The organism is Streptomyces lydicamycinicus (genome assembly GCF_000829715.2).
Lineage (GTDB): Bacteria > Actinomycetota > Actinomycetes > Streptomycetales > Streptomycetaceae > Streptomyces > Streptomyces lydicamycinicus.
In genome coordinates, this window is the sequence record NZ_BBNO01000011.1 from 60,875 (window position 1) to 81,105 (window position 20,231).

General features: G+C 74.6%; 16 protein-coding genes and 1 riboswitch. Of the genes, 10 read left to right on the top strand and 6 right to left on the bottom strand.

The genetic code is table 11. From position 1 onward, the window contains the following. Positions 1–36: 36 nt before the first annotated feature. Positions 37–705, bottom strand: coding sequence for a class II aldolase/adducin family protein (locus TU31_RS33160; RefSeq protein ID WP_042161608.1), 669 nt, complete (start codon positions 703–705; stop codon positions 37–39). 387 nt (positions 706–1,092) lie between these two features. Between TU31_RS33160 and TU31_RS33165 the strand changes: the two genes are divergently transcribed. Both TU31_RS33165 and TU31_RS33170 read left to right on the top strand, forming a co-directional pair. Continuing rightward, a complete protein-coding gene (locus TU31_RS33165) occupies positions 1,093–2,400 on the top strand; it encodes an inorganic phosphate transporter (protein ID WP_042161610.1) in 1,308 nt (435 codons plus the stop codon). A gap of 24 nt (positions 2,401–2,424) precedes the next feature. Then, positions 2,425–2,661, top strand: a complete 237-nt coding sequence (locus TU31_RS33170) for a hypothetical protein (protein ID WP_042161612.1) — start codon at positions 2,425–2,427, stop codon at positions 2,659–2,661. 47 nt (positions 2,662–2,708) lie between these two features. On the opposite strand, the gene TU31_RS33175 is transcribed toward TU31_RS33170, so the two are convergent. The 3 genes from TU31_RS33175 to TU31_RS33185 are packed head-to-tail and all read right to left on the bottom strand — an operon-like array spanning position 2,709 to position 7,176. Beyond that, on the bottom strand, positions 2,709–4,112 hold the full coding sequence (locus TU31_RS33175; protein WP_042161614.1) for an extracellular solute-binding protein: 1,404 nt from the start codon (positions 4,110–4,112) through the stop codon (positions 2,709–2,711). Then, entirely contained in the window at positions 4,109–6,733 is a 2,625-nt protein-coding gene (locus tag TU31_RS33180) for a VWA domain-containing protein (protein ID WP_042161616.1), read from the bottom strand. The genes TU31_RS33175 and TU31_RS33180 overlap by 4 nt, the downstream gene beginning before the upstream one ends. A 5-nt stretch (positions 6,734–6,738) precedes the next feature. Continuing rightward, positions 6,739–7,176, bottom strand: a complete 438-nt coding sequence (locus TU31_RS33185) for an effector-associated constant component EACC1 (protein ID WP_042161618.1) — start codon at positions 7,174–7,176, stop codon at positions 6,739–6,741. 203 nt (positions 7,177–7,379) lie between these two features. Further along, positions 7,380–7,529, top strand: a riboswitch (cobalamin riboswitch). 153 nt (positions 7,530–7,682) lie between these two features. On the opposite strand from TU31_RS33185, the gene TU31_RS33190 reads away from it, so the two are divergent. The 8 genes from TU31_RS33190 to cobC all read left to right on the top strand — a co-directional run bounded on the left by TU31_RS33190 (position 7,683) and on the right by cobC (position 17,319). Continuing rightward, on the top strand, positions 7,683–8,726 hold the full coding sequence (locus TU31_RS33190; protein ID WP_042161619.1) for a cobalamin biosynthesis protein: 1,044 nt from the start codon (positions 7,683–7,685) through the stop codon (positions 8,724–8,726). 82 nt (positions 8,727–8,808) lie between these two features. Further along, positions 8,809–10,380: a cobyric acid synthase gene (locus TU31_RS33195; RefSeq protein WP_042161620.1), complete on the top strand. Its 1,572-nt coding sequence runs from the start codon at positions 8,809–8,811 to the stop codon at positions 10,378–10,380. Between the two features lie 55 nt (positions 10,381–10,435). Beyond that, a complete protein-coding gene (locus TU31_RS33200; protein ID WP_042161621.1) occupies positions 10,436–12,550 on the top strand; it encodes a putative cobaltochelatase in 2,115 nt (704 codons plus the stop codon). After that, a complete protein-coding gene (cobO, locus tag TU31_RS33205) occupies positions 12,550–13,146 on the top strand; it encodes a cob(I)yrinic acid a,c-diamide adenosyltransferase (RefSeq protein WP_042161622.1) in 597 nt (198 codons plus the stop codon). Before TU31_RS33200 ends, cobO begins: the two co-directional genes overlap by 1 nt. Positions 13,147–13,162: 16 nt before the next feature. Continuing rightward, positions 13,163–14,563, top strand: coding sequence for a cobyrinic acid a,c-diamide synthase CobB (locus tag TU31_RS33210; RefSeq protein ID WP_042161624.1), 1,401 nt, complete (start codon positions 13,163–13,165; stop codon positions 14,561–14,563). A 151-nt stretch (positions 14,564–14,714) separates the two neighbouring features. Next, entirely contained in the window at positions 14,715–15,320 is a 606-nt protein-coding gene (locus TU31_RS33215; RefSeq protein WP_063770849.1) for a cobalamin biosynthesis protein, read from the top strand. Further along, positions 15,320–16,228 (top strand): sirohydrochlorin chelatase, encoded by a 909-nt coding sequence (locus TU31_RS33220; RefSeq protein WP_042161627.1) that lies wholly within the window; start codon positions 15,320–15,322, stop codon positions 16,226–16,228. Before TU31_RS33215 ends, TU31_RS33220 begins: the two co-directional genes overlap by 1 nt. Positions 16,229–16,230: 2 nt before the next feature. Continuing rightward, positions 16,231–17,319, top strand: a complete 1,089-nt coding sequence (cobC, locus tag TU31_RS33225) for an Rv2231c family histidinol phosphate aminotransferase CobC (RefSeq protein ID WP_042161629.1) — start codon at positions 16,231–16,233, stop codon at positions 17,317–17,319. 155 nt (positions 17,320–17,474) lie between these two features. Here the strand turns inward: cobC and TU31_RS33230 are convergent, their stop codons facing one another. Together TU31_RS33230 and TU31_RS33235 are read right to left on the bottom strand one after the other, a co-directional pair. Further along, complete coding sequence (locus TU31_RS33230; RefSeq protein ID WP_042161825.1) at positions 17,475–18,440, bottom strand: SCO1860 family LAETG-anchored protein; 966 nt, start codon at positions 18,438–18,440, stop codon at positions 17,475–17,477. Positions 18,441–18,727: 287 nt separating this feature from the next. Further along, positions 18,728–19,819 (bottom strand): amidohydrolase family protein, encoded by a 1,092-nt coding sequence (locus TU31_RS33235; protein ID WP_042161631.1) that lies wholly within the window; start codon positions 19,817–19,819, stop codon positions 18,728–18,730. Positions 19,820–20,231 lie beyond the last annotated feature (412 nt).

The window sequence follows — 20,231 nt, forward strand, 5'->3', positions numbered from 1 at the left end:
CGGACGGGGTACGGGCCGCCGCCCCGAGGCGGGCGGTCAGCCCTGGTCGCGGCCCGGCTGGCCGTAGCCGCGCAGCCGGCCGGCGGCCGCGTCGAGCTGCCCGGCGGACAGCAGGTTCGGCGTACGGCCCGGTACGGAGCTCGCGGCGAGCCACACCCGGCACATCCATTCCAGCTGGGCGGTGCGGTCCAGCGCCTGGTCGAGGCTGTCGCCGTAGGTGATCGTGCCGTGGTTCTCCAGCAGACAGCCGGTGCGGTCGCGGAGCGCCTCGCGCATGTTCGCGGCGAGCTCGTCGCTGCCGTACAGGGCGTAGGGGGCGACGCGGACGGGGCCGCCGAGTGCCGCGGCCATGTAGTGGACCGGCGGGAGTTCGGGGACCAGGGTGGAGACGGCGGTGGCGTACGGGGCGTGGGTGTGGACGACGGCGGTGGCCGTGGTGGTGCGGTAGACCGTCAGATGCATCGGGAGTTCGCTGGTCGGCCGGAGCGCGCCGATGATCTGGCGGCCTTCGAGGTCGACCGCGGTGGTGTCGCCGGGGCCGAGCCGGTCGTAGGGGACGCCGCTGGGGGTGACCAGGACCAGGTCCCTGATGCGGCGCGAGACATTGCCCGAGGTGCCGACGACCAGGCCGTCGGTGACCGTTCGGCGGGCGGTGGCGACCAGTTCGCTCCAGGCGGCGGCGAGGTCGTCGGGGTGGTCCTTCATGGGTCCTCCGGCGCGGTGCGGCGAAAGCGGATGTGGTGCGCGACACCGTACGAGCGGGCCGGGGCACCGTACGCCGTGGGCCCGCCCGCAGGGTATCCGCCATCGGGGGACACCTGCGCGGATGCCGGGGATTGACCTGATTTGAGCCCTCTTGGGCGGCTCGCCCCTTACCGTCGAGGGGGATTCACGACAAGCAGGACCGCGGGGAGCGGCTCGCCGGCGAAGCGCAGGAAGTTCGCCAACGGGTGATGCGGAAGTGACGCCGGAGGCGCCTCCGCGTGAACACTGCGGTGGTGTCACCGACGCGCCCGTCCCAGTTCATCTTCCGTTCACCCGCTCTCCGTACGGTCCCAGCGACACTGACCTTCGAACTGATTGCCTGGGTGAATGGAACACATCACGCTTCTCATCGGGATCGTGATCGTCACGGCCTTGGTGTTCGACTTTACGAACGGCTTCCACGACACGGCCAACGCAATGGCCACCACCATTTCCACCGGGGCATTGCGACCCAAGACCGCGGTGGCGATGTCGGCAGTCCTCAACCTCGTCGGCGCGTTCCTGTCCGTGGAGGTGGCCAAGACCATCTCCGGGGGGATCATCGACGAGAGCGCCGGCATCAGACCTGAAGTGATCTTCGCCGGCCTGGTCGGCGCGATCGTCTGGAACCTGCTGACCTGGCTCGCGGGTCTCCCCTCCAGCTCTTCCCACGCCCTCTTCGGCGGTCTGATCGGCGCGACCCTGGTGTCCGTCGGCACCAACGGTGTGCACGGCGACGCGGTCGTGATGAAGGTCCTGATCCCGGCGGTGGCCGCCCCGATCGTGGCCGGCCTGGCCGCGATGGCGGCGACCCGGCTCACCTACCGGCTGACCCGCAACCGCGACGAGGCGGACACCGCCAAGGGCTACCGCGCGGGGCAGATCGCCTCCGCCGCCCTGGTCTCCCTCGCCCACGGCACCAACGACGCACAGAAGACGATGGGTGTGATCACGCTCGCGCTGATCACCGGCGGAGTGGTCGCCCCGCACGCCGACCCGCCGCTGTGGGTCATCGCCTCGGCCGGTGTCGCCATCGCGCTCGGCACGTACCTGGGCGGCTGGCGGATCATCCGCACGATGGGCAAGGGCATCACCGACATCCAGCCGCCGCAGGGCTTCGCCGCCCAGACCGGCGCCGCGGCCACCATCCTGGCCTCCTCCCACCTCGGCTTCGCGCTCTCCACCACCCAGGTCTGCTCCGGCTCCGTGATGGGCTCGGGCCTGGGCCGCAAGGGCGGCGTGGTGCGCTGGTCCACGGCCGGCCGGATGGTCCTGGCCTGGGGCCTGACGCTGCCGGCCGCCGGTGCGGTCGCCGCGGGCGCCGCGTTCCTCGCCGGTCAGGGCGACTGGGGCGTGGCGGCGGTGGCGGTCCTCGGACTGGGCATCTGCGGCGCGATCTGGGCCGCCTCCCGGCGCAAGCCGGTCGACCACACCAACGTCAACGAAGGTCCCGCCGCCGAGCCGGTGGGCGTGGTGACCGCCGCGCTGCGCAGCGTCTCCCCGCCCCCGGCGGGCCAGCAGACCCCGGCGGCCGACGCCCCGGAGGCCGACGCCGCTCCTGCCGACGCCCCGGAAACCGCCGGGATTCCGGCTCAGGCGTCCGGCACCGACACCTCCACCACCCCGCGTGCCAAGGCCGCGACGGTCACCCGCTAGCTGTCATCCCTTAAGGAACACTCCATGAGCATCGACTGGGCAGCTCTCGGCCAGGTCTTCGGCGTCACCCTCGTGGTGACGGTCGGGATCGTGGGCCTGTTCACCGTCGGCATCGCCGGCACGTCCCGCAAGGCGGGCCAGGAGGGTGCGGCCGCCGCGGTCGCCGTACCGGGCGCGGGCGCACGGGCCGGCGCGATGGCCGCCTTCGGCCTCTGCGCGGCGGCGGTGGCCTATGGCATCTATCTGATCGTGGCCGGCTGACGCCGCCGCCACGACGGACCGGGCGAGGCGCCCGGCGGATTACGGCATCAGCCGTCGTCCGCCGGGCGCCTCGTTCGTTGTTCGCCCCGGCCGCCGAGCGCGTCATCGGCCTCCCGGGCCAGCCGGTCGGCGATGGCGGTGCCGCCGGTGCCGTTGAGATAGGCGGACACCCCGATCTGTACGACCTTGCTGAAGGTCTGGTAGTGGGCGCTGCGCGGGCGCGGTGCGGCCGCCATCAGCGCCGCGTGCAGGGTGCGGGGGTCGGGCCGGGGCTCCGGGCGGCCCGTGGCGCCGTGCTCACCGCGTTCGGCGTCGTCGGGCGGCAGCGGGCAGTGCGGTGCCGTGGCCGCCTCCCGGTAGGCCGAGTCGCGGGTGGCCGCGAACCCCCGCTCCAGCAGACAGCGTTCGCTGCCGGGGCCGGTCAGCGCCTCGATCAGGGACCGGGCGCCGGCCGGCCGCGTGCTTCCGGCCGCGAGGGCGAGGTTCTGCCCGCCCAGCACGGACATCCGCTTGCCGTCGCTGGGGCGGGCCGGCAGCTGGGTGACGTCGAACTGCTCGCCGGGCGTGAGCTTCTCGGCGACCGAGGCGTATTCGACCGGCCAGTTGCGCATGAACAGCGCGCGGCCGTCGGCGAACCAGCGGCGGCTCTCCGTCTCGTCCATCGTGGTGGCCTCGTGCGGCATGATCGAGTCGAGCCGGAGTTTGAGGTCGGCGATGCCCTGCTGGAGCGCGCCGACCTGCTCGCCCTTGGTGAAGCTGGTGGCGTCCGGGTCGCCGCCGTTGACCCAGGCCGACTCCAGGGTGTTGACGGTCAGCCCCTCGTAGGGCCGCAGCTGGGCGACCATGCCGTACATCCTGGGCCGCTGCTTCTTGTGGCCGGTGGCGGCGTCCCGGGCGGCCTCGCGGTTGTAGGCCTGCGCCACCTCGGTCGCCACGTCCTTCAACTCGCCCCAGTTGGACGGGGCGCCGTGGCCGTACGCGCGAAGGATGTCCTTGCGGTAGTAGAGCAGCCCGGCGTCGGTGTTGAAGGGCACCCCCCACACCTTGCCGTCGTACTCCACCGTCTTGGCCACGCTGTCGAGGAAGTCGCCGTCCAGGGCCGTGGCCCAGGGGCGGATCACGCCCGCCTCGGCGAACTCCGCGGTCCAGGCGACATCGAGGTTGAGCACGTCGTAGCCGCCGCTGCCGGACTGGCCCGCCGCCAGCAGCTGGCTGCGCTGGCCGTCGGCGGTGTCCGGGAGTCTGACGATGCGGACCGTACGGCCGGTGCGCCGCTCCCAGTCGTGGATCAGGTCCTGGCGGACACCGGAGCTGCTGAGGTCGCTGCCGGTGGCGAGGACGATCGCACCCTTCTCCGGGACGAGTTGCTCCCCGGGTGTGCAGCCGCTCGACGCGAGCGTCAGGGCGAGGCAGGCCAGGGCGGCGGGTGCGGCGGTGCGTGGCGCGGTCATCGGTCCCCCTTCGTGGCCGTGCCGATGGAGGCGATCCGTCCGGCCAGGGTGTCGACGGCCTGCGGGCCGCCGGGCACACACTGGCCGTGGGAGGCGTCGGCCAGCCGCTGGAGGGCGAAGGTGTCACAGCCGTTCTTGCCCAGCGCCAGCGCCAGGACGGGCACTTCGGGCCCCTCCTCGACGAGGGTGCCGAGGGTCCGCTCCACGCCCGCCGCGCGCTCCGGGCCCGCGCCGTCGTCCTGGTCGAGGATCAGCACGATGGCCTTGTTGGTGGCCGGGGACTTCTTCATCCGGCGCACCGCGCGGGTCAGCGCCTCCTCCATCGCGGCACCGTGCTCGACCAGTTCACCGCCCGCGATCCGGTCCAGTGCGGCCCGGCCCGGTGCCGGGTCGGCGCTGCCGGGCGGGACGAGCTCGCGCACCGCGTCGGCGTCGGTGGGGTGCGCGCGGTCCGGGAAGGCCCACAGGCCGTAGGTGTGGCGTGCGCCGACCATCTCCAGGACACGCCCGGCCGCGCGCAGGGCGGTCGGCAGCCGGCCGCCGTCGGCCATGGAGGTGGAGGTGTCGAGGAGGATCAGCACCTGACTGGACTTCTGGGCCTTGTCGTAGCCGTCCAGCACCTGGGACACCTGGTCGGGGTGCGCTCCGAAGGGAACGGTGGGGGCGAGGAGGCTGACGTCCGCGCGGCTGTCGAGCAGCGGTGAGCCCGCCCCCGGGCCGGTGCCGTGCACACCGCGGTAGCCCTGGGCGGTGAGGGTGCGCTGGCCGCCGTCCGCGGCACGCAGCCAGGTCGCGAAGCGGGCCACGGCGTCCTGCCGTGGGGTGGCGTCCCTGGTGCCGTGCCAGTCGACCCGGATCAGGGGGTGGTCGAGGGCGGGGGCGTGCCGGGGGTAGTAGGCGACGTAGCGGTTGCGGAGCGGGAGCGGGGCGTCCAGGGCCGGGCAACTGCCGGTGGCGCGGCCGAGGTTGTAGTCGGCGAGGGACTTCTCCGACACCAGCGGCGCGGACTTCGTACGGTCGACGGAGCCGGCGGCGTCCGCGTCGGGGCGCAGCGAACACAGCAGTTCGGTGCTGCCCGCGTACTGGCTGCCGGGGGCGGACAGCCGCTCCTCGGCGTGCCGGGCCAGGGTGGGGTCGGGCGCGCCGGAGGAGGCGGCGTCCGAGCCGTCGTGGGCTAGGTAGAGGCCGAGGGTGTGCAGCAGTCCGGTGCCGGACAGCACCGGGCTCGGCCGCAGCAGCCGGAGGTCGCGGTGGGTGCGGTCGGTTCCGGTGAGCAGTTCCCGCCAGGAGGCGCCGGCCGGTTCGACGTCGTCCAGCCGCCGGTGTGCCGGGATGCCGACGACCAGGGGCGTGTAGGCGACCGGGGCGCTGTAGTGCAGGGTCGCCGGGGAGCCCTTGGCGGGCATCCCGCGGCGGGCCTCGTAGTAGTCGGCGGTGGATTCGGGGATCCAGATGTCGGGCTGGGGTCCGGGCCGGTAGAGGGGGTCGATGCCCTTGTCGTCCGGCCCGTCCTTGCCGGAGCCGTGGGCCTCGCCCTGCCAGCGGTCGGCGGCGGCGAAGCCCTGGTCGACCTGGTCCTTGGCGGCGGAGTAGACGGTGATCTGGGCGCGCCGGCAGCCGTCGGGGAGGTCGCCCTCGCCGTCGAGGGGCCGGGTGTTGGCGGCGGACATCTCGTAGTCGAAGGCCGCCTGGCGCAGCGCGGGTTCGGCCTCGGGGGCGGTGAGCAGCCGCAGTTCGAGGGCGGGCGGGCAGGCTTCGGCGCCGCCCGGGAGGTTCAGCAGGACGACGCCCGCGGTGGCCGGTACGGCGATGATCGCCAGCACCATCAGGATCCGGAACCAGTGCCGGAAGGAGGTGTTCAGCCGGCGCCGTAATCGGATCCGCAGCGGGGTGGGCGGCCGGATCCCGGGGGTGGCGAAGGACAGGATGACGTCGTCGACGGTGTTCTGCTTGGCCGAGCGGGGCTCCCAGACGTCGCCCATCGGGGTGCGCTCGCCGGCCAGTTGGTTCCGCAGCTCCCGGACGAGGTCCTCGAAGGTGACGAACCGCTTGCCGGGGATGCCCTGTTCCAGGATCTGCCGCAGGGCGCGGGTGAAGACACTGCCGCCGGTGGGCTCCTCGCCGCTGAAGATCCGGCGGTTGGGCTGTGCGGCCATCAGCAGCGAGGTGGGGGTGCGGCAGGCGTGGAAGGCCTCTCCGGCGTTGCCGGCGTAGCAGCACTCCAGGACGATCACGATCCGGTCGGCCCGCGCGTTGTCCAGGTAGGACAGTACCGTGTCCTGCCAGGAGACGGTTTTGTGCCGCCGTTCCGAGGCACCGACCATGAGCTGGAGATTGCCGCCGTCCCGGCCCACCCGGCCGTGGCCGGAGAAGTACACCAGCAGCAGCCCGCGGGCCTCCTGGACGACGGCGTCCAGGGCCTGTTCGACCTCCCAGGGCTCCTGGGGCCGGCAGATGACGACCTCGCCCTTGGTGAAGAGGTCGGTGCCGGGGGCGAGCAGGACGCGTTCCAGTTCCCCGGGGTTGTCCCGCACCGCGGGGAGCGGCCGCAGGTGGCGGTAGTCGTCGACGCAGATCAGCAGCGCCCGGTTGACCTTGCCCCGTGCGTCGTATTCGGACATCCGGCTCAGTCCCCGGCGGTGCTGCCGCCCTCGTTCGCCGGGCTGCCGGGATCGGGGCGTTCGGGGGCCGCGGCGCCCGGTCCCGGTTCGCCCAGTGCGCGCAGCTCGCCGTCCCCGCCGCCGACCGCCACGGCGGGCCGTTCGCCGGTGTCGCGTTCCTCCCTGCGGCGGCGCAGCCATTCGCGCAGGGCGATGCCCAGGCTCTTGGTGATCTCGGCGGCGACCGCGCCGACGACGACGAGGATCAGGTCGTCGACGCCGATGGCCATGTCGCCGGGGCCGTCGTCGCGCTCCTGGGCCGGGCGCAGCTCCCAGTCGTGCGACCGCCGGTTCAGCCAGGGCTCGCGCTCCAGCCACGCCTTGAGGTCCTCGACGTCCTGGTCAGGATTGTTCGTGCCCGTGATCCTGATACGGATCTCGTGACGGTCAGCGCGCTGCGGCATCCCCCGGCCCCCTTCCGGCGGCCCCTTCGCCGCCGTGCACCAGATAGTGACGCGGGATCAGGTGCGCGGGCAACCGTCCGTGACCCCTCAGCCACGCTGTGGCGTGCGCCACAGCGCCTGCCACAGGGCAGCGTCGCAGGTCAAGGGTGAGTTGACGGCGTTCGCGGGGCGTGGTGGACTGCCGGAGCCATTCGGCGACAGCAGAGGAAGTCCGGTGCGAATCCGGCGCGGTCCCGCCACTGTCACCGGGGAGCGTTCCTCCAGCGAAGGCCACGGTCCGCCTCGCATACGTCCGATGACGTACGCGGGACTGGAAGGCCGGAGGACACGCCGATCCGGGAGCCAGGAGACTCTGGTCGCCGACACGTCGAGCCAGGGCGCGGACCCTGAGTGAGGACATACCGCCATGCCCGGCCGCCCCTTGAGATCGCCACTGCCCGCCGCCGCAGGGCTCCTTCGGGGCCGGGCGGGACGTCACGGACGCACCCGCACGGCGGTCTGACCCGATGCGCGGCGACCACGCGGGATATGTGTGCGGCGCGGCCCTCGGCTTTCTCGGCGACCTGATCGCGGCGGATCCTCGGCGCGGCCATCCGGTGGCCGCGTTCGGCCGGGCCGCGGGTGCCGTCGAACGCCGGCTGTGGCGTGACCACCGCGGTTACGGGGCGACTCACGCCGTGCTGTGCGCGGGCGGGGCCGCCGCCGGTGCCGCGCTGCTGGAGCGCGCAGTGCGGGGCTCGGCTTCCGCTTCTTTGCTGTCGCTCCGTGGTGGCGCCCGGGTCGCGCTGACCGCGGCAACGGTCTGGGCCGTGCTGGGCGGCACCTCGCTCGGCCGGGAGGCACGGGCCGTCGGCGGAGCGCTGACGGCGGGTGACCTGGACGTGGCCCGGGAGCGGCTGCCGCATCTGTGCGGGCGCGATCCGCAGGCGCTGGACGGGCCGCAGATGGCCCGTGCGGTGGTGGAGTCGGTCGCCGAGAACACCTCCGACGCGGTGGTGGGCGCCCTGGTGTGGGGCGCGCTGGGCGGGGTGCCCGGTCTGGTGGCGTTCCGCGCGGTGAACACCCTGGACGCGATGGTGGGGCACAAGTCGCCGCGCTACCGCCGCTTCGGCTGGGCCGCGGCCCGGCTCGACGATCTCGCCGGCTGGCCCGGCTCCCGGCTGACCGCCGCGCTGACCGTGCTCGCGGGCCCCGACCGGCGCGGTGCGCTGCGGGCCTGGCGGGCGGACGGCGGGGCGCATCCGAGCCCCAACGCGGGCCCGGTGGAGGCGTCGTTCGCGGGTGCGCTGGGCGTACGGCTGGGCGGCACGCTGGCGTACGGCGGGCGGGTGGAACACCGTCCGGTGCTCAACGGCGCGGCGCCGCCGGTGGCGGTGCCGGACATCGAACGTGCGGTGCGGCTCTCCCGCCGGGTGAGCGCGCTGGCACTGCTGACGACGGTGGCGGCGCGGGCGGCGGTCGGCGTGGCACGGGCGGCGGTCGCTCGTGGGGCCGGGGGGCGCGGGTGTGAGGCGGGACCGGTACGCGGGCGTAAGGCGGGAGCGGTATGAGGCCGTCCGTTTTTTCCCCGCCGCCCACCCCCCTTCGGGGGGTGGGCGGGTGTAGTGACCCGAAGCCCAGGAGGAGGACCCGGTGAACGGGCGGTTGAAAGCAGCCGGCGGGGCGGTCGGCGGTGGCCTGTTGGTGGCCGGTACGACGTCCGACGCCGGTAAGAGCGTGGTGACGGCGGGGATCTGCCGCTGGCTGGTCCGGCAGGGCGTCCGGGTGGCGCCCTTCAAGGCACAGAACATGTCGCTGAATTCGTTCGTCACGCGCGAGGGCGCGGAGATCGGACGGGCCCAGGCGATGCAGGCCGCCGCGGCGCGGGTGGAGCCGACCGCGCTGATGAACCCCGTCCTGCTCAAGCCGGGCAGTGACCGCAGCAGCCAGGTGGTGCTGCTGGGGAAGCCGGTGGGTGAGCTCAGCGCCCGGGGGTACTTCGGGGGGACGTCGCAGGGTGAGGCGCAGTACGCGGGCCGCCGGGAGCAGTTGCTCGGCACGGTGACCGACTGCCTCCAGGAGCTGCGGCGTACCCATGACGCGGTGATCTGTGAGGGCGCGGGCAGTCCCGCCGAGATCAATCTGCGGCGTACCGACATCGTGAACATGGGCCTCGCACGGGCCGCCCGTATCCCGGCGGTCGTGGTCGGTGACATCGACCGCGGCGGGGTGTTCGCCTCGTTCTTCGGCACCACCGCGCTGCTGTCCAAGGAGGACCAGGCGCTGGTCGCCGGGTATCTGGTCAACAAGTTCCGGGGCGATGTGACGCTGCTGGAGCCGGGCCTGGAAATGCTGCGCGGCCTCACGGGGCGGCAGACGCTGGGCGTCCTGCCGTTCGCGCACGGCCTCGGCATCGACGAGGAGGACGGCCTGCGGGTGTCGCTGCGCGGCGCGGTGCGCGAGAGCGTGGTGGCTCCGCCGCACGGTGCGGATGTGCTGCGGGTGGCGGTCTGTGCCGTACCGCTGATGTCGAACTTCACGGACGTGGACGCGCTGGCCGCCGAACCGGGCGTGGTGGTGCGGTTCGTGGACCGGCCCGAGGAGCTGGCCGACGCCGACCTGGTGGTGCTGCCGGGAACCCGCGGCACGGTCCGGGCGCTGGCGTGGCTGCGGGAGCGCGGCCTGGCGGACGCGATCGCCCGGCGGGCCGCCGGGGGGCGCCCGGTGCTGGGCATCTGCGGCGGCTTCCAGATGCTGGGCGAGCGCATCGAGGACGAGGTCGAGTCGAAGGCGGGCGTGGTCGACGGGCTGGGCCTGCTGCCCGTACGGGTGCGGTTCGCGGCGGAGAAGACGCTGGCGCGGCCGGTCGGTACGGCGCTGGGCGAGCCGGTGGAGGGGTACGAGATCCACCACGGTGTCGCCGAAGTGACCGGCGGGGACGAGGAGTTCCTGGACGGCTGCCGGACCGGCTCCGTATGGGGCACGCACTGGCACGGGTCGCTGGAGAGCGACGGCTTCCGCCGGGCCTTCCTGCGGCGGGTCGCGGCGGACGCGGGCCGGGCGTTCGTCCCGGCCCCCGACACCCGTTTCGGTGTGCTGCGTGAGGAACAGCTGGACCGGCTGGGCGATCTGATCGAGGAGCACGCGGACACCGCCGGGCTGCTGCGGCTGATCGAGGAAGGGGTGCCGGAGGGACTGCCGTTCGTGCCTCCGGGAGCGCCATGAGGGGTACGCACAGGACGGATCCGGAGCTCGACGGCGACGTGGAGGACGACACAGCATGACGACCGCGCACAACACGACCCCGCAGTACCCCTTCACCGCGGTGGTCGGGATGGACGATCTGCGGCTCGCGCTGCTGCTGAACGCGGTGAGCCCCGCGGTCGGCGGCGTGCTGGTCCGCGGCGAGAAGGGCACCGCCAAGTCCACCGCCGTCCGGGCACTGTCGGCGCTGATGCCGGCCGTGGACGTGATCAGCGGCTGCCGCTTCGCCTGCGCCCCGGCCGCGCCGGACCCCGGCTGCCCCGACGGGCCGCACGGGACGGGCGGCGTCGAGGAGCGCCCGACGCGGATGGTCGAACTCCCCGTCGGCGCCTCCGAGGACCGGCTGGTCGGCGCGCTGGACATCGAGCGGGCGCTGTCGGAGGGCGTGAAGGCCTTCGAGCCGGGCCTGCTGGCGGACGCGCACCGCGGCATCCTGTACGTCGACGAGGTCAATCTGCTCCATGACCACCTCGTGGACCTGCTGCTGGACGCGGCCGCCATGGGCGCCTCGTACGTGGAGCGCGAGGGGGTCTCCGTACGCCACGCGGCCCGTTTCCTGCTCGTCGGGACGATGAACCCCGAAGAGGGCGAGCTGCGGCCGCAGTTGCTGGACCGGTTCGGGCTCACGGTCGAGGTCGCCGCCTCGCGCGAGCCCGACGAGCGGGTGACGGTCGTCCGGCGCCGGCTGGCCTACGACGCCGATCCGGCCGGTTTCGCGGCGGACTGGGCGGCCGAGGAGGACGCGCTGCGCGGGCGGATCGCCGCGGCCAGGGAGCTGCTGCCGCGGGTGACGCTGGGCGATGCGGCGCTCCGGCAGATCGCCGCGACCTGCGCCGCGTTCGAGGTGGACGGGATGCGCGCGGACATCGTGATGGCGCGCACCGCGACCGCGCTGGCCGCGTGGGCGGGGCGGACGGACGTCCTGGAGGAGGACGTGCGGCAGGCGGCGCTGCTGGCGCTGCCGCACCGCCGGCGCCGCAACCCCTTCGACGCCCCCGGCCTGGACGAGGAGAAACTCGACCGGACGCTGGAGGAGTTCGGCGCGGACGAGGACACGGACGGCGACGACGATCCGGAGCCGGACGGTCCGGACGGCGGTCCCGACGGGGGCGGTCCGGACGGCGGGGGCCCGGAGGGCGGCGGGCATCCGCCACAGGACGGCGGGCCGGCGGAGGCGCCGCTTCCGCCGGAGGCCGAACTCCCCCACCAGCAGGAGCGGGAGGCTCCGCAGACTTCGCAGGCCCCCGAGCCCGCGCCCGAGCCGGAGAGCGCGCCTCAGGGGGGCGCGGCCGGGGAGAAGGCGGCGGTCGGGGCCACCGAGCCGTTCCGTACCCGGCGGCTGGATGTGCCGGGCCTGGGCGAGGGCGCGGACGGCCGCCGCTCCCGGGCCCGTACCGCCCACGGCCGGACGACCGGCGCCCGCCGCCCCCAAGGCGCCCTGGGCAAGCTGCATCTGGCGGCTACCGTGCAGGCCGCGGCGCCGCACCAGCGGGCCCGCGGTCGCAGCGGGCGGGGGCTGGTGGTGCGCCGGGACGATCTGCGCGAGGCGGTACGCGAGGGGCGGGAGGGCAATCTGGTCCTGTTCGTCGTGGACGCCTCCGGTTCGATGGCGGCGCGGAAGCGGATGAGCGCGGTCAAGGGCGCGGTGCTCTCGCTGCTGCTCGACGCCTACCAGCGGCGCGACAAGATCGGCCTGATCACCTTCCGCGGCACCGGCGCCGAGCTGGCGCTGCCCCCGACGTCCTCGGTCGAGGCGGGTGCGGCACGGCTGGAACAGCTGCCGACGGGCGGCCGTACGCCGCTGTCCGAGGGCCTGCTGCGGGCCCATGAGGTGCTGCGGGTGGAGCGGATGCGGGATGCCTCGCGGCGGCCGCTGCTGGTGGTCGTCACCGACGGCCGGGCGACCGGCGGCCCGGAGCCCGTCGTCCGGGCCGCCCGCGCCGCCCGGCTGCTGGCCGGTGAGGGCACCGCGTCGGTGGTCGTGGACTGTGAGGCGGGCCCGGTGCGGCTGGGTCTGGCGGGCGAGCTGGCCCGTGAGCTCCAGGGCACCGCGATCACCCTCGACGAACTGCGCGCGGACAGTGTCTCCGCGCTCGTACGGACCGTGCAGGGCAACAGGAAGGCCGCGTAATGCCGCAGGGACAGCCGTCCGTCGTACCGAACGACGGGCTCACCACCCGCCAGCGCCGCAACCGTCCGCTGGTGTTCGTCCACACCGGCCAGGGCAAGGGCAAGTCGACCGCCGCCTTCGGGCTGGCGCTGCGCGCCTGGAACCAGGGCTGGCCGGTCGGGGTGTTCCAGTTCGTGAAGTCGGCGAAGTGGAAGGTCGGCGAGGAGCGGGCGCTGAAGGTGCTCGGGGAGTCCGGTGAGGGCGGCACCGTCGCCTGGCACAAGATGGGCGAGGGCTGGTCCTGGGTCCAGCGCGACATCGCCTCCAGCGAGGACGCGGCGCGCGAGGGCTGGGAGCAGGTCAAGCGGGATCTGGCCGCGGAGACCTACAAGCTGCTGGTGCTGGACGAGTTCGCCTATCCGCTGAAGTGGGGCTGGATCGACACCGAGGAGGTGGTGTCGGTGCTGCGCGACCGCCCCGGTACGCAGCATGTCGTCATCACCGGGCGGAACGCCCCCGAGGCGCTGCTGGACTTCGCCGATCTGGTGACGGACATGACCAAGGTCAAGCACCCGATGGACACCGGCCAGAAGGGCCAGCGGGGCATCGAATGGTGAACAGGGAGCACAGCGCGTGAGCAGCGGGTCGATTCCGCGGCTGGTGATCGCCGCACCGTCGTCGGGCGCGGGCAAGACGACGGTGGCCACCGGCCTGATGGCGGCGTTCGCCGAGGCCGGGCTCACGGTGTCGCCGCACAAGGTGGGTCCCGACTACATCGACCCCGGCTACCACTCCCTGGCCACCGGCCGCCCCGGCCGCAATCTGGACGCCTATCTGTGCGGTCCTGACCGGATCGCGCCGCTGTTCCTGCACGGTGCGGCGGGCGCCGATCTCGCCCTCGTCGAGGGCGTGATGGGGCTGTTCGACGGGGCGTCCGGAATGGGCGAGCTGTCCTCGACGGCGCATGTGGCGAAGCTGCTGCGGGCGCCGGTGGTGCTGGTGGTGGACGCGTCCTCGCAGTCCCGGTCGGTGGCCGCGCTGGTGCACGGCTTCGCCTCCTGGGACCCGGAGGTACGGCTGGCCGGGGTGATCCTCAACAAGGTCGGCTCGGACCGCCACGAGGAGCTGCTGCGGGAGGCGATGGACTCCTCCGGTGTGCCGGTGCTGGGCGCCCTGCGCCGGGACGGACGGGCCGGTACGCCCTCCCGGCACCTGGGCCTGGTGCCGGTCGCCGAACGGCGGGCCGAGGCGGTGGAGTCGGTGGCCGAACTCGCCGCGCGCGTCCGTGCGGGCTGCGATCTGGAGGCGCTGTTGGCGCTGGCGCGTACGGTGCCGGAGCTGCCGGACGCGGCCTGGGACCCGGCGGCGCACCTCGCACCGGCCGAAGGGGCGGCCGCCGCCCCGGAGAAGCCGCTGATCGCCGTCGCGGGCGGCGCCGCCTTCACCTTCTCGTACGCCGAACACGCCGAGCTGCTGACCGCCGCGGGCGCCGAGGTGGCCCCGTTCGACCCGCTGCGGGACGAGCAACTGCCGCCCGGCACCCAGGGGTTGGTGATCGGCGGCGGCTTCCCCGAGATGTACGCGCCGGATCTGTCGGCGAACGCCCCGCTGCGCGCCGCGGTGGCCGCCCTGGCCGCCTCCGGGGCGCCGGTGTCCGCCGAGTGCGCCGGGCTGCTGTACCTCTCCCGGTTCCTGGACGGGAAGCCGATGTGCGGGGTGCTGCCCGCCGAGGCCCGGATGACCGAACGGCTCACCCTCGGCTACCGCGAGGCGGTGGCGCTGCGGGACAACGCGCTGGCCGCGGCCGGCACCCGGGTACGCGGCCACGAGTTCCACCGCACGGCGCTGGAGCCGGGCGCGGGCGCGGACCCGGCGTGGGGGCTGACGCATCCGGAGCGGCGGGTCGAGGGCTTCGTGGCCGGCGGGGTGCATGCCTCGTATCTGCATGTGCACTGGGCCGCCGAACCGTCGCTGGCCGGGCGCCTGGTGGCGAGCGCGGCACGGAGCGCGGGGGTCCCGGGTGGCGGCCGATGACCGGCGTACGGCCGGTGGCCGGCGGCAGGCACCCGGGCCGGGGCACCGGTCACCGGCCGGGGGCCCCGGCCACCGACGGGACGGGCGGGCCCACCGCGCTCCTGGAGGGGCGGCCCGGCCGGATCGCCTCCGGCCGGGGAGCCCTCGCGGTATGACGCGCCGGGTCCCCGACGAGACCGGCGGTGCCGCGGCGCCGCTGGTCGTCGGGGTGGGGGCGCGCCGCGGTGTGCCGCTGTCCGAGGTGCTGGAGCTGATCGCGGCCACCCGTGCGGCGGCGGGGTGTTCGGACCGGCCGGTCGTCGCGCTGGCGACGGTCGCGGCCAAGGCGGCGGAGCCGGGCCTGATCGGGGCGGCCCGCCGGCTGGGGGTGCCGTTGCGGTCGTTCCCGGCGGCGGCCCTTGCGGCGGTGCCGGTGACCGGTCCGTCCAGCGCCGCGGCGGCCGCCGTCGGGACGCCGAGCGTGGCCGAGGCGGCGGCGCTGCTGGCCGCCGGGCCGGGCGCGGAACTGCTCGCCGACAAGCGGAAGTCGGCGCCGCGGGGCCGGCCGCCCGGGGCGACCTGCGCGCTGGCCGGGCCCGCTGTAACGGAGAGCGGTGCCCTTACCGCTGGTAGGGAGGGAGCGGCCACCGACCGCTCTTCCGCTGCGGATATCGTCATGACCTCCCCCAACCCGCCCCGCCGTGGCCCGGATCGGTGGACGGCGGTCGTCGGCGACCCGGCGCCCGGCAGCGGACCCACCGGTACCAAGGAGACCTAGTGACGACCTCTCCCGCACTGCTCATCGCCGGTCACGGCACCCGCGACGAAGGCGGGGCCGACGCCCTGCGCGCCCTGGTCCGTCTGCTCGCCGAACGCCACCCCGAGGTGCCGGTCGCCGGCGGGTTCTTCGGCGTCCCGGACTCGCCGCTGCCGCTGACCGACGCCGTCGACGGGCTCGTCGGGCGGGGCGCGGACCGGCTCGCCGTCATACCCCTGCTGACGGCCCCGACGGGCCCGGTCCCGGAGGCGCTGCCCGCGGTGCTGGCGCGGGCGAGCGAGCGCCACCCGGGGCTCACCCATGTCTGCGGCGCCGAACTGGGGCCGCACCCCAAGCTGCTCGACGTACTGGAGCGGCGGCTGGACCAGGCACTGGGCAGCGGCGCCCGCAAGCCCGCTGACCGGGCGCGCACCACGGTGCTGCTGGTGGGCCACGGTACGACCGATCCGTACGCCAATGCCGAGGTCGCGCGGGCCGCGCGGCTGCTGTGGGAGGGGCGCGGCTTCGCGGGCGTGGAGACCGCGTTCGTCTCGCAGGCGGCACCCGACGTCCCGGCGGGCCTGGACCGGTGCCGGGCGCTGGCGGCCACGGCGGGCCCCGGCGGACCGGGCCGGATCGTGGTGCTGCCCTACTTCCTGCTGCCCGGCGGCCCGGTGGAGCGGCTGCACATGCAGGCCGAGGGCTGGGCCGCGGCACACCCCGGCACCGATGTCTTCGGCGCGACGGTGATCGGCCCGGAGCCCGAGGTGGCCGACGTGATCATGGAGCGCTACCGCGCGGCGGTGGCGGGCGAGCCGCCGCTCGGCTCCGCGCCGTGCGCCTGCCGGGCGGCGGCGGAGGACGCCCGGCAGGCGCACGGTGCGGCATGGCAGGGCGCCTCCCTGACCGCGGGCGCCGGGGAACGGTGAGCATGCCCCCGCACACCGCGGCCGCCCCGCTCCCGGACCCCGGCCCGGCCGCCGGGCACGAACCCGATCTGCGGCATCACGGCGACGCCGAGGTACGGGGCGCGGACGCCGGGCTGACGGATCTGGCGGTCAATGTCCGTACCGGCACTCCCCCGGCCTGGCTCAAGGCCCGGATCGCCGCGTCGCTGGACGGTCTCGCCGCGTACCCCGACGGCCGTGCGGCCCGCCGGGCGGTGGCGGCGCGGCACGGGCTGCCCACCGACCGGGTGCTGCTCACCTCGGGGGCCGCCGAGGCGTTCGTGCTGCTCGCGCGCGCCCTGCCGGCCCGCCGTCCGGTGGTGGTGCATCCGCAGTTCACCGAGCCCGAGGCGGCGCTGCGGGACGCCGGACACGCGGTCGGGCGGGTGCTGCTCGACGCGCGGGACGGTTTCCGGCTGGACCCGGCCGCGGTGCCCGAGGACGCCGATCTGGTCGTCGTCGGCAACCCCACCAACCCCACCTCGGTCCTGCACCCCGCGGAGGTGCTGGCCTCCTTGGCGCGGCCGGGCCGGACGCTGGTGGTGGACGAGGCGTTCATGGACGCGGTGCCCGGTGAGCGGGCGGCGCTGGCCGGGCGCACGGATCTGCCGGGGCTGGTGGTGCTGCGCAGCCTCACCAAGACCTGGGGGCTGGCCGGGCTGCGGATCGGCTATGTGCTGGCCGACCCGGAGACCGTCGCCGCCCTGGAGCGGGCCCAGCCGCTGTGGCCCGTCTCCAGTCCCGCGCTGGCCGCCGCCGAGGCGTGCTGTACGCCGCGGGCGCTGGCGGAGGCGGCCACGGCGGCCGAGGGGATCGCCGTGGACCGGGACCATCTGCTGGCCCGGCTGGGCGAGTTCCGGCAGCTCCGGGCGGCGGGGCCGGCGGCGGGCCCGTTCGTGCTGATCCGGCTGCCGGAAGCGGACCGGGTGCGGGCCGCGCTGCGGGACCGCGGCTTCGCGGTGCGCCGTGGTGACACCTTCCCCGGCCTGGGCCCCGACTGGCTGCGGCTCGCGGTGCGCGACCGGGCCACGACGGACCGCTTCGTGACGGCGCTGGGCGAGGTGCTCGGGTAGGGCAGACGCGACGGTCTCCCGCGGCCCGACCGCGCTTTCGCGGGGCTTCCGGGCGAGGGTGGGGTGTGCCGTACGGTCCGCGGCCCGTACGGCACACCCCGGGCCGTACGCCGCGCGCGACGCCCCCACAGCACCGGCGCGGCGTACGGGGTCGGTCAGCCGCGGCCCTCGGGTGCGGCGCTGCGGCGCCGGCGGGCGAAGACCATCGCACCGGCGCCCGCGGCGAGCAGCAGCCCGGCGCCGCCGGCGAGGTACGGGGTGGCCGAGCTGCCGCCGGTCTCCGCGAGGTTCTGGGTGCTGGGCCCGGAGCCCGTCCGGGACACCTCGGTGCCCTTGCCGCCGGCCGGCTCGGTGCCGCCGCCGGTCTGGCCGCCGCCGGTCCCGCCGGAGCCGTTGTCCTCGGGCGCCTTGCCGCGCGGCGTGGTGCAGGTGGCCTTGGCCAGCGTGACCCGGCCGTGCACGTCGGCGACGTTCAGCTTCAGCGGGTTGACGGAGACATCGAGGTCGAGGGCGGTGGCCGCGGCGCCCTTGGACGTGACGTTCTTCTTGGACAGGTCGAGCCGCACCTGGCCCACCCCCGGCACCTTGACCTTGGTGGTGCCGCCCGCGGTGAGCGTGACCTTCTGGCCCAGGACGCGCACGGTGCCCAGCACGTTCGACTCGGCCCGGGGCCGTGCGCCCGCCGCACAGACCGCCTTGGCGGTGACCTGCTGGACCTCGATCACGGACAGCAGCGGCAGACCGGGCAGATGCACCTTCGCCCGCACGAGGTTGGCGTAGCCCTCGGCCGCACGGCGGTCGGCGGTGGCCCGCGCGGTCGCGGCGTCGGCGCGCAGCACGCTGAACGGCCTGCCGTGGTCGATGCCGTCGAGCTTGACGGTGAGCGCGGTCTTGTTGGCCGAGGCGGGGGCGTGCACCTCGTTGAGGGCGACGTTCAGCGGGACATCGACCGTCTTGTTGAGCAGCCCGACGTTCACGCCGGTGCGCAGCACGACCGCGTCGGCGGTGCCGCGGGCCGTGCCATGGTCTCCGGTGGCATGCGCGGGGACGGCGCCGAGGAGGACGGCGGGACCGGCCGTGAGCGCGGTGGCGACGAGGGTCGCGGCGAGGCGTCGGGGCATGCCGAAGGAGCTGGTGGGACTGGTGGACACGTGTGTGGAACCCTCACAGGAGAAATGGAGCCGCCGGTCGCGCCAATGGGGGACATCGCGCGGGCCGACGGCATCGACCCGCACATCGTGTCCGTACCGAGGGTGAACGGGCAGCCACGTGGCGTCAGTTCATCCCAATGGGTGGTTTCCGTGCCTGTATTCGATTCCTGCGACACGGGGCACCACCGGCGCCCCAGCCGCCCCACCTCCCGGGTGACCCGCGTTGACCGGGCCGGTTCACCGGGTCACCCCGGCGGCTACCCCACGATCCGCCCCCGCAGCACCACCCGGCGCGGTGCCGCCAGCACCCGGACGTCCGCGCGCGGATCGCTCTCGTAGACCACCAGGTCCGCCGGGGCGCCCTCGGTGAGGCCGGGGCGGCCGAGCCAGTCCCGGGCGCCCCAGGTGGTCGCGGAGAGGGCCGCCACGGCGGGCAGACCGGCCCGGGTCAGCTCGACGACCTCCTCGGCGACCAGACCGTGGGCGAGCGAGCCGCCGGCGTCCGTACCGGCGAAGACGGGCACTCCGGCGTCGTAGGCCGCCCGGACGGTGTCGTAGCGGCGGTCGTGCAGGCGCCGCATGTGGTCCGCCCAGCGCGGGAACTTCGCCGCGCCCCCGTCCGCGAGCCGCGGGAAGGTGGCGATGTTGACGAGCGTGGGAACGATGGCCACACCGCGCTCGGCGAACAGCGGGATGGTCTCCTCGGTGAGCCCGGTGGCGTGCTCGATGCAGTCGATACCGGCCTCGACGAGCGGGGCGAGGGTGTCCTCGGCGAAGCAGTGCGCGGTCACCCGGGCGCCCAGCCGGTGGGCCTCGGCGATGGCGGCCTCGACCGCTCCCCGGGGCCAGCAGGCCGCCAGATCGCCCGTGGAGCGGTCGATCCAGTCACCGACGAGCTTGACCCAGCCGTCGCCGCGGCGGGCCTCCTGGGCGACATAGGCGACCAGGTCCTCCGGCTCGATCTCGTGCGCGTAGTTGCGGATGTAGCGCTTGGTACGGGCGATGTGGCGGCCGGCGCGGATGATCCGCGGCAGGTCCTCGCGGTCGTCGACCCAGCGGGTGTCGGAGGGGGACCCGGCGTCGCGGATCAGCAGGGTGCCGGCGTCACGGTCGGTGAGCGCCTGCTTTTCGCTGGTGGGGGCGTCCACCGGGCCGTGGGCGTCCAGGCCCACATGGCAGTGGGCGTCGACCAGGCCCGGCAGGGCCCAGCCCGTCACGGTGGTGGCATCCCGTGCCATCACCGGCCGGTCGAAGGTCACCCGGCCGCCGACCACCCACAGCTCGTCGCGCACGTCGTCCGGTCCGACGAGGACCCTCCCCTTGAGGTGCAGCACCGCACCTTCACTCATGGACGTCATACCGGCACTGTAGGCGGCGTGGCACGGCGGGTGGCCGGGGCGGTCGCGCCGGGTGCGCGGTCACCTTTCCCCGGCCGTTTCGCGGGGCACCGGGCGCCCGCAAGGACTTTTCCGCCGGGACTTTTCTCCGTGCACTCTCCGTGTGGCTTCCGCCACCCGCGCCGCACGGTTCTCCGCGCGTTCCCGGCAACTCTGCGTACGTTTCGCGCAACCTTCCGGCAGATCGCCTCGCGCATGTTCTCGCGGGTCTTGTCACGGTGTTGCCGCACAGGTTTCCATGGGCCTGCGCCAGACCTTCCGGCGGCGAATTCCCAATTCCTCAGAAGTACAGCTTCCCGTATTCTTCTGCCCGCTTTTCCGCAGCTCAAACGCCAAGATTTTGCTAGTGGCAAGTTCCGTAATT

Bases quoted from the DNA above. Each gene is read 5' to 3' on its own strand.
- TU31_RS33160 (WP_042161608.1), bottom strand. From the start codon at position 705: ATGAAGGACCACCCCGACGACCTCGCCGCCGCCTGGAGCGAACTGGTC.
- TU31_RS33165 (WP_042161610.1), top strand. From the start codon at position 1,093: ATGGAACACATCACGCTTCTCATCGGGATCGTGATCGTCACGGCCTTG.
- TU31_RS33170 (WP_042161612.1), top strand. From the start codon at position 2,425: ATGAGCATCGACTGGGCAGCTCTCGGCCAGGTCTTCGGCGTCACCCTC.
- TU31_RS33175 (WP_042161614.1), bottom strand. From the start codon at position 4,112: ATGACCGCGCCACGCACCGCCGCACCCGCCGCCCTGGCCTGCCTCGCC.
- TU31_RS33180 (WP_042161616.1), bottom strand. From the start codon at position 6,733: ATGTCCGAATACGACGCACGGGGCAAGGTCAACCGGGCGCTGCTGATC.
- TU31_RS33185 (WP_042161618.1), bottom strand. From the start codon at position 7,176: ATGCCGCAGCGCGCTGACCGTCACGAGATCCGTATCAGGATCACGGGC.
- TU31_RS33190 (WP_042161619.1), top strand. From the start codon at position 7,683: ATGCGCGGCGACCACGCGGGATATGTGTGCGGCGCGGCCCTCGGCTTT.
- TU31_RS33200 (WP_042161621.1), top strand. From the start codon at position 10,436: ATGACGACCGCGCACAACACGACCCCGCAGTACCCCTTCACCGCGGTG.
- cobO (WP_042161622.1), top strand. From the start codon at position 12,550: ATGCCGCAGGGACAGCCGTCCGTCGTACCGAACGACGGGCTCACCACC.
- TU31_RS33215 (WP_063770849.1), top strand. From the start codon at position 14,715: ATGACGCGCCGGGTCCCCGACGAGACCGGCGGTGCCGCGGCGCCGCTG.
- cobC (WP_042161629.1), top strand. From the start codon at position 16,231: ATGCCCCCGCACACCGCGGCCGCCCCGCTCCCGGACCCCGGCCCGGCC.
- TU31_RS33230 (WP_042161825.1), bottom strand. From the start codon at position 18,440: ATGCCCCGACGCCTCGCCGCGACCCTCGTCGCCACCGCGCTCACGGCC.
- TU31_RS33235 (WP_042161631.1), bottom strand. From the start codon at position 19,819: ATGAGTGAAGGTGCGGTGCTGCACCTCAAGGGGAGGGTCCTCGTCGGA.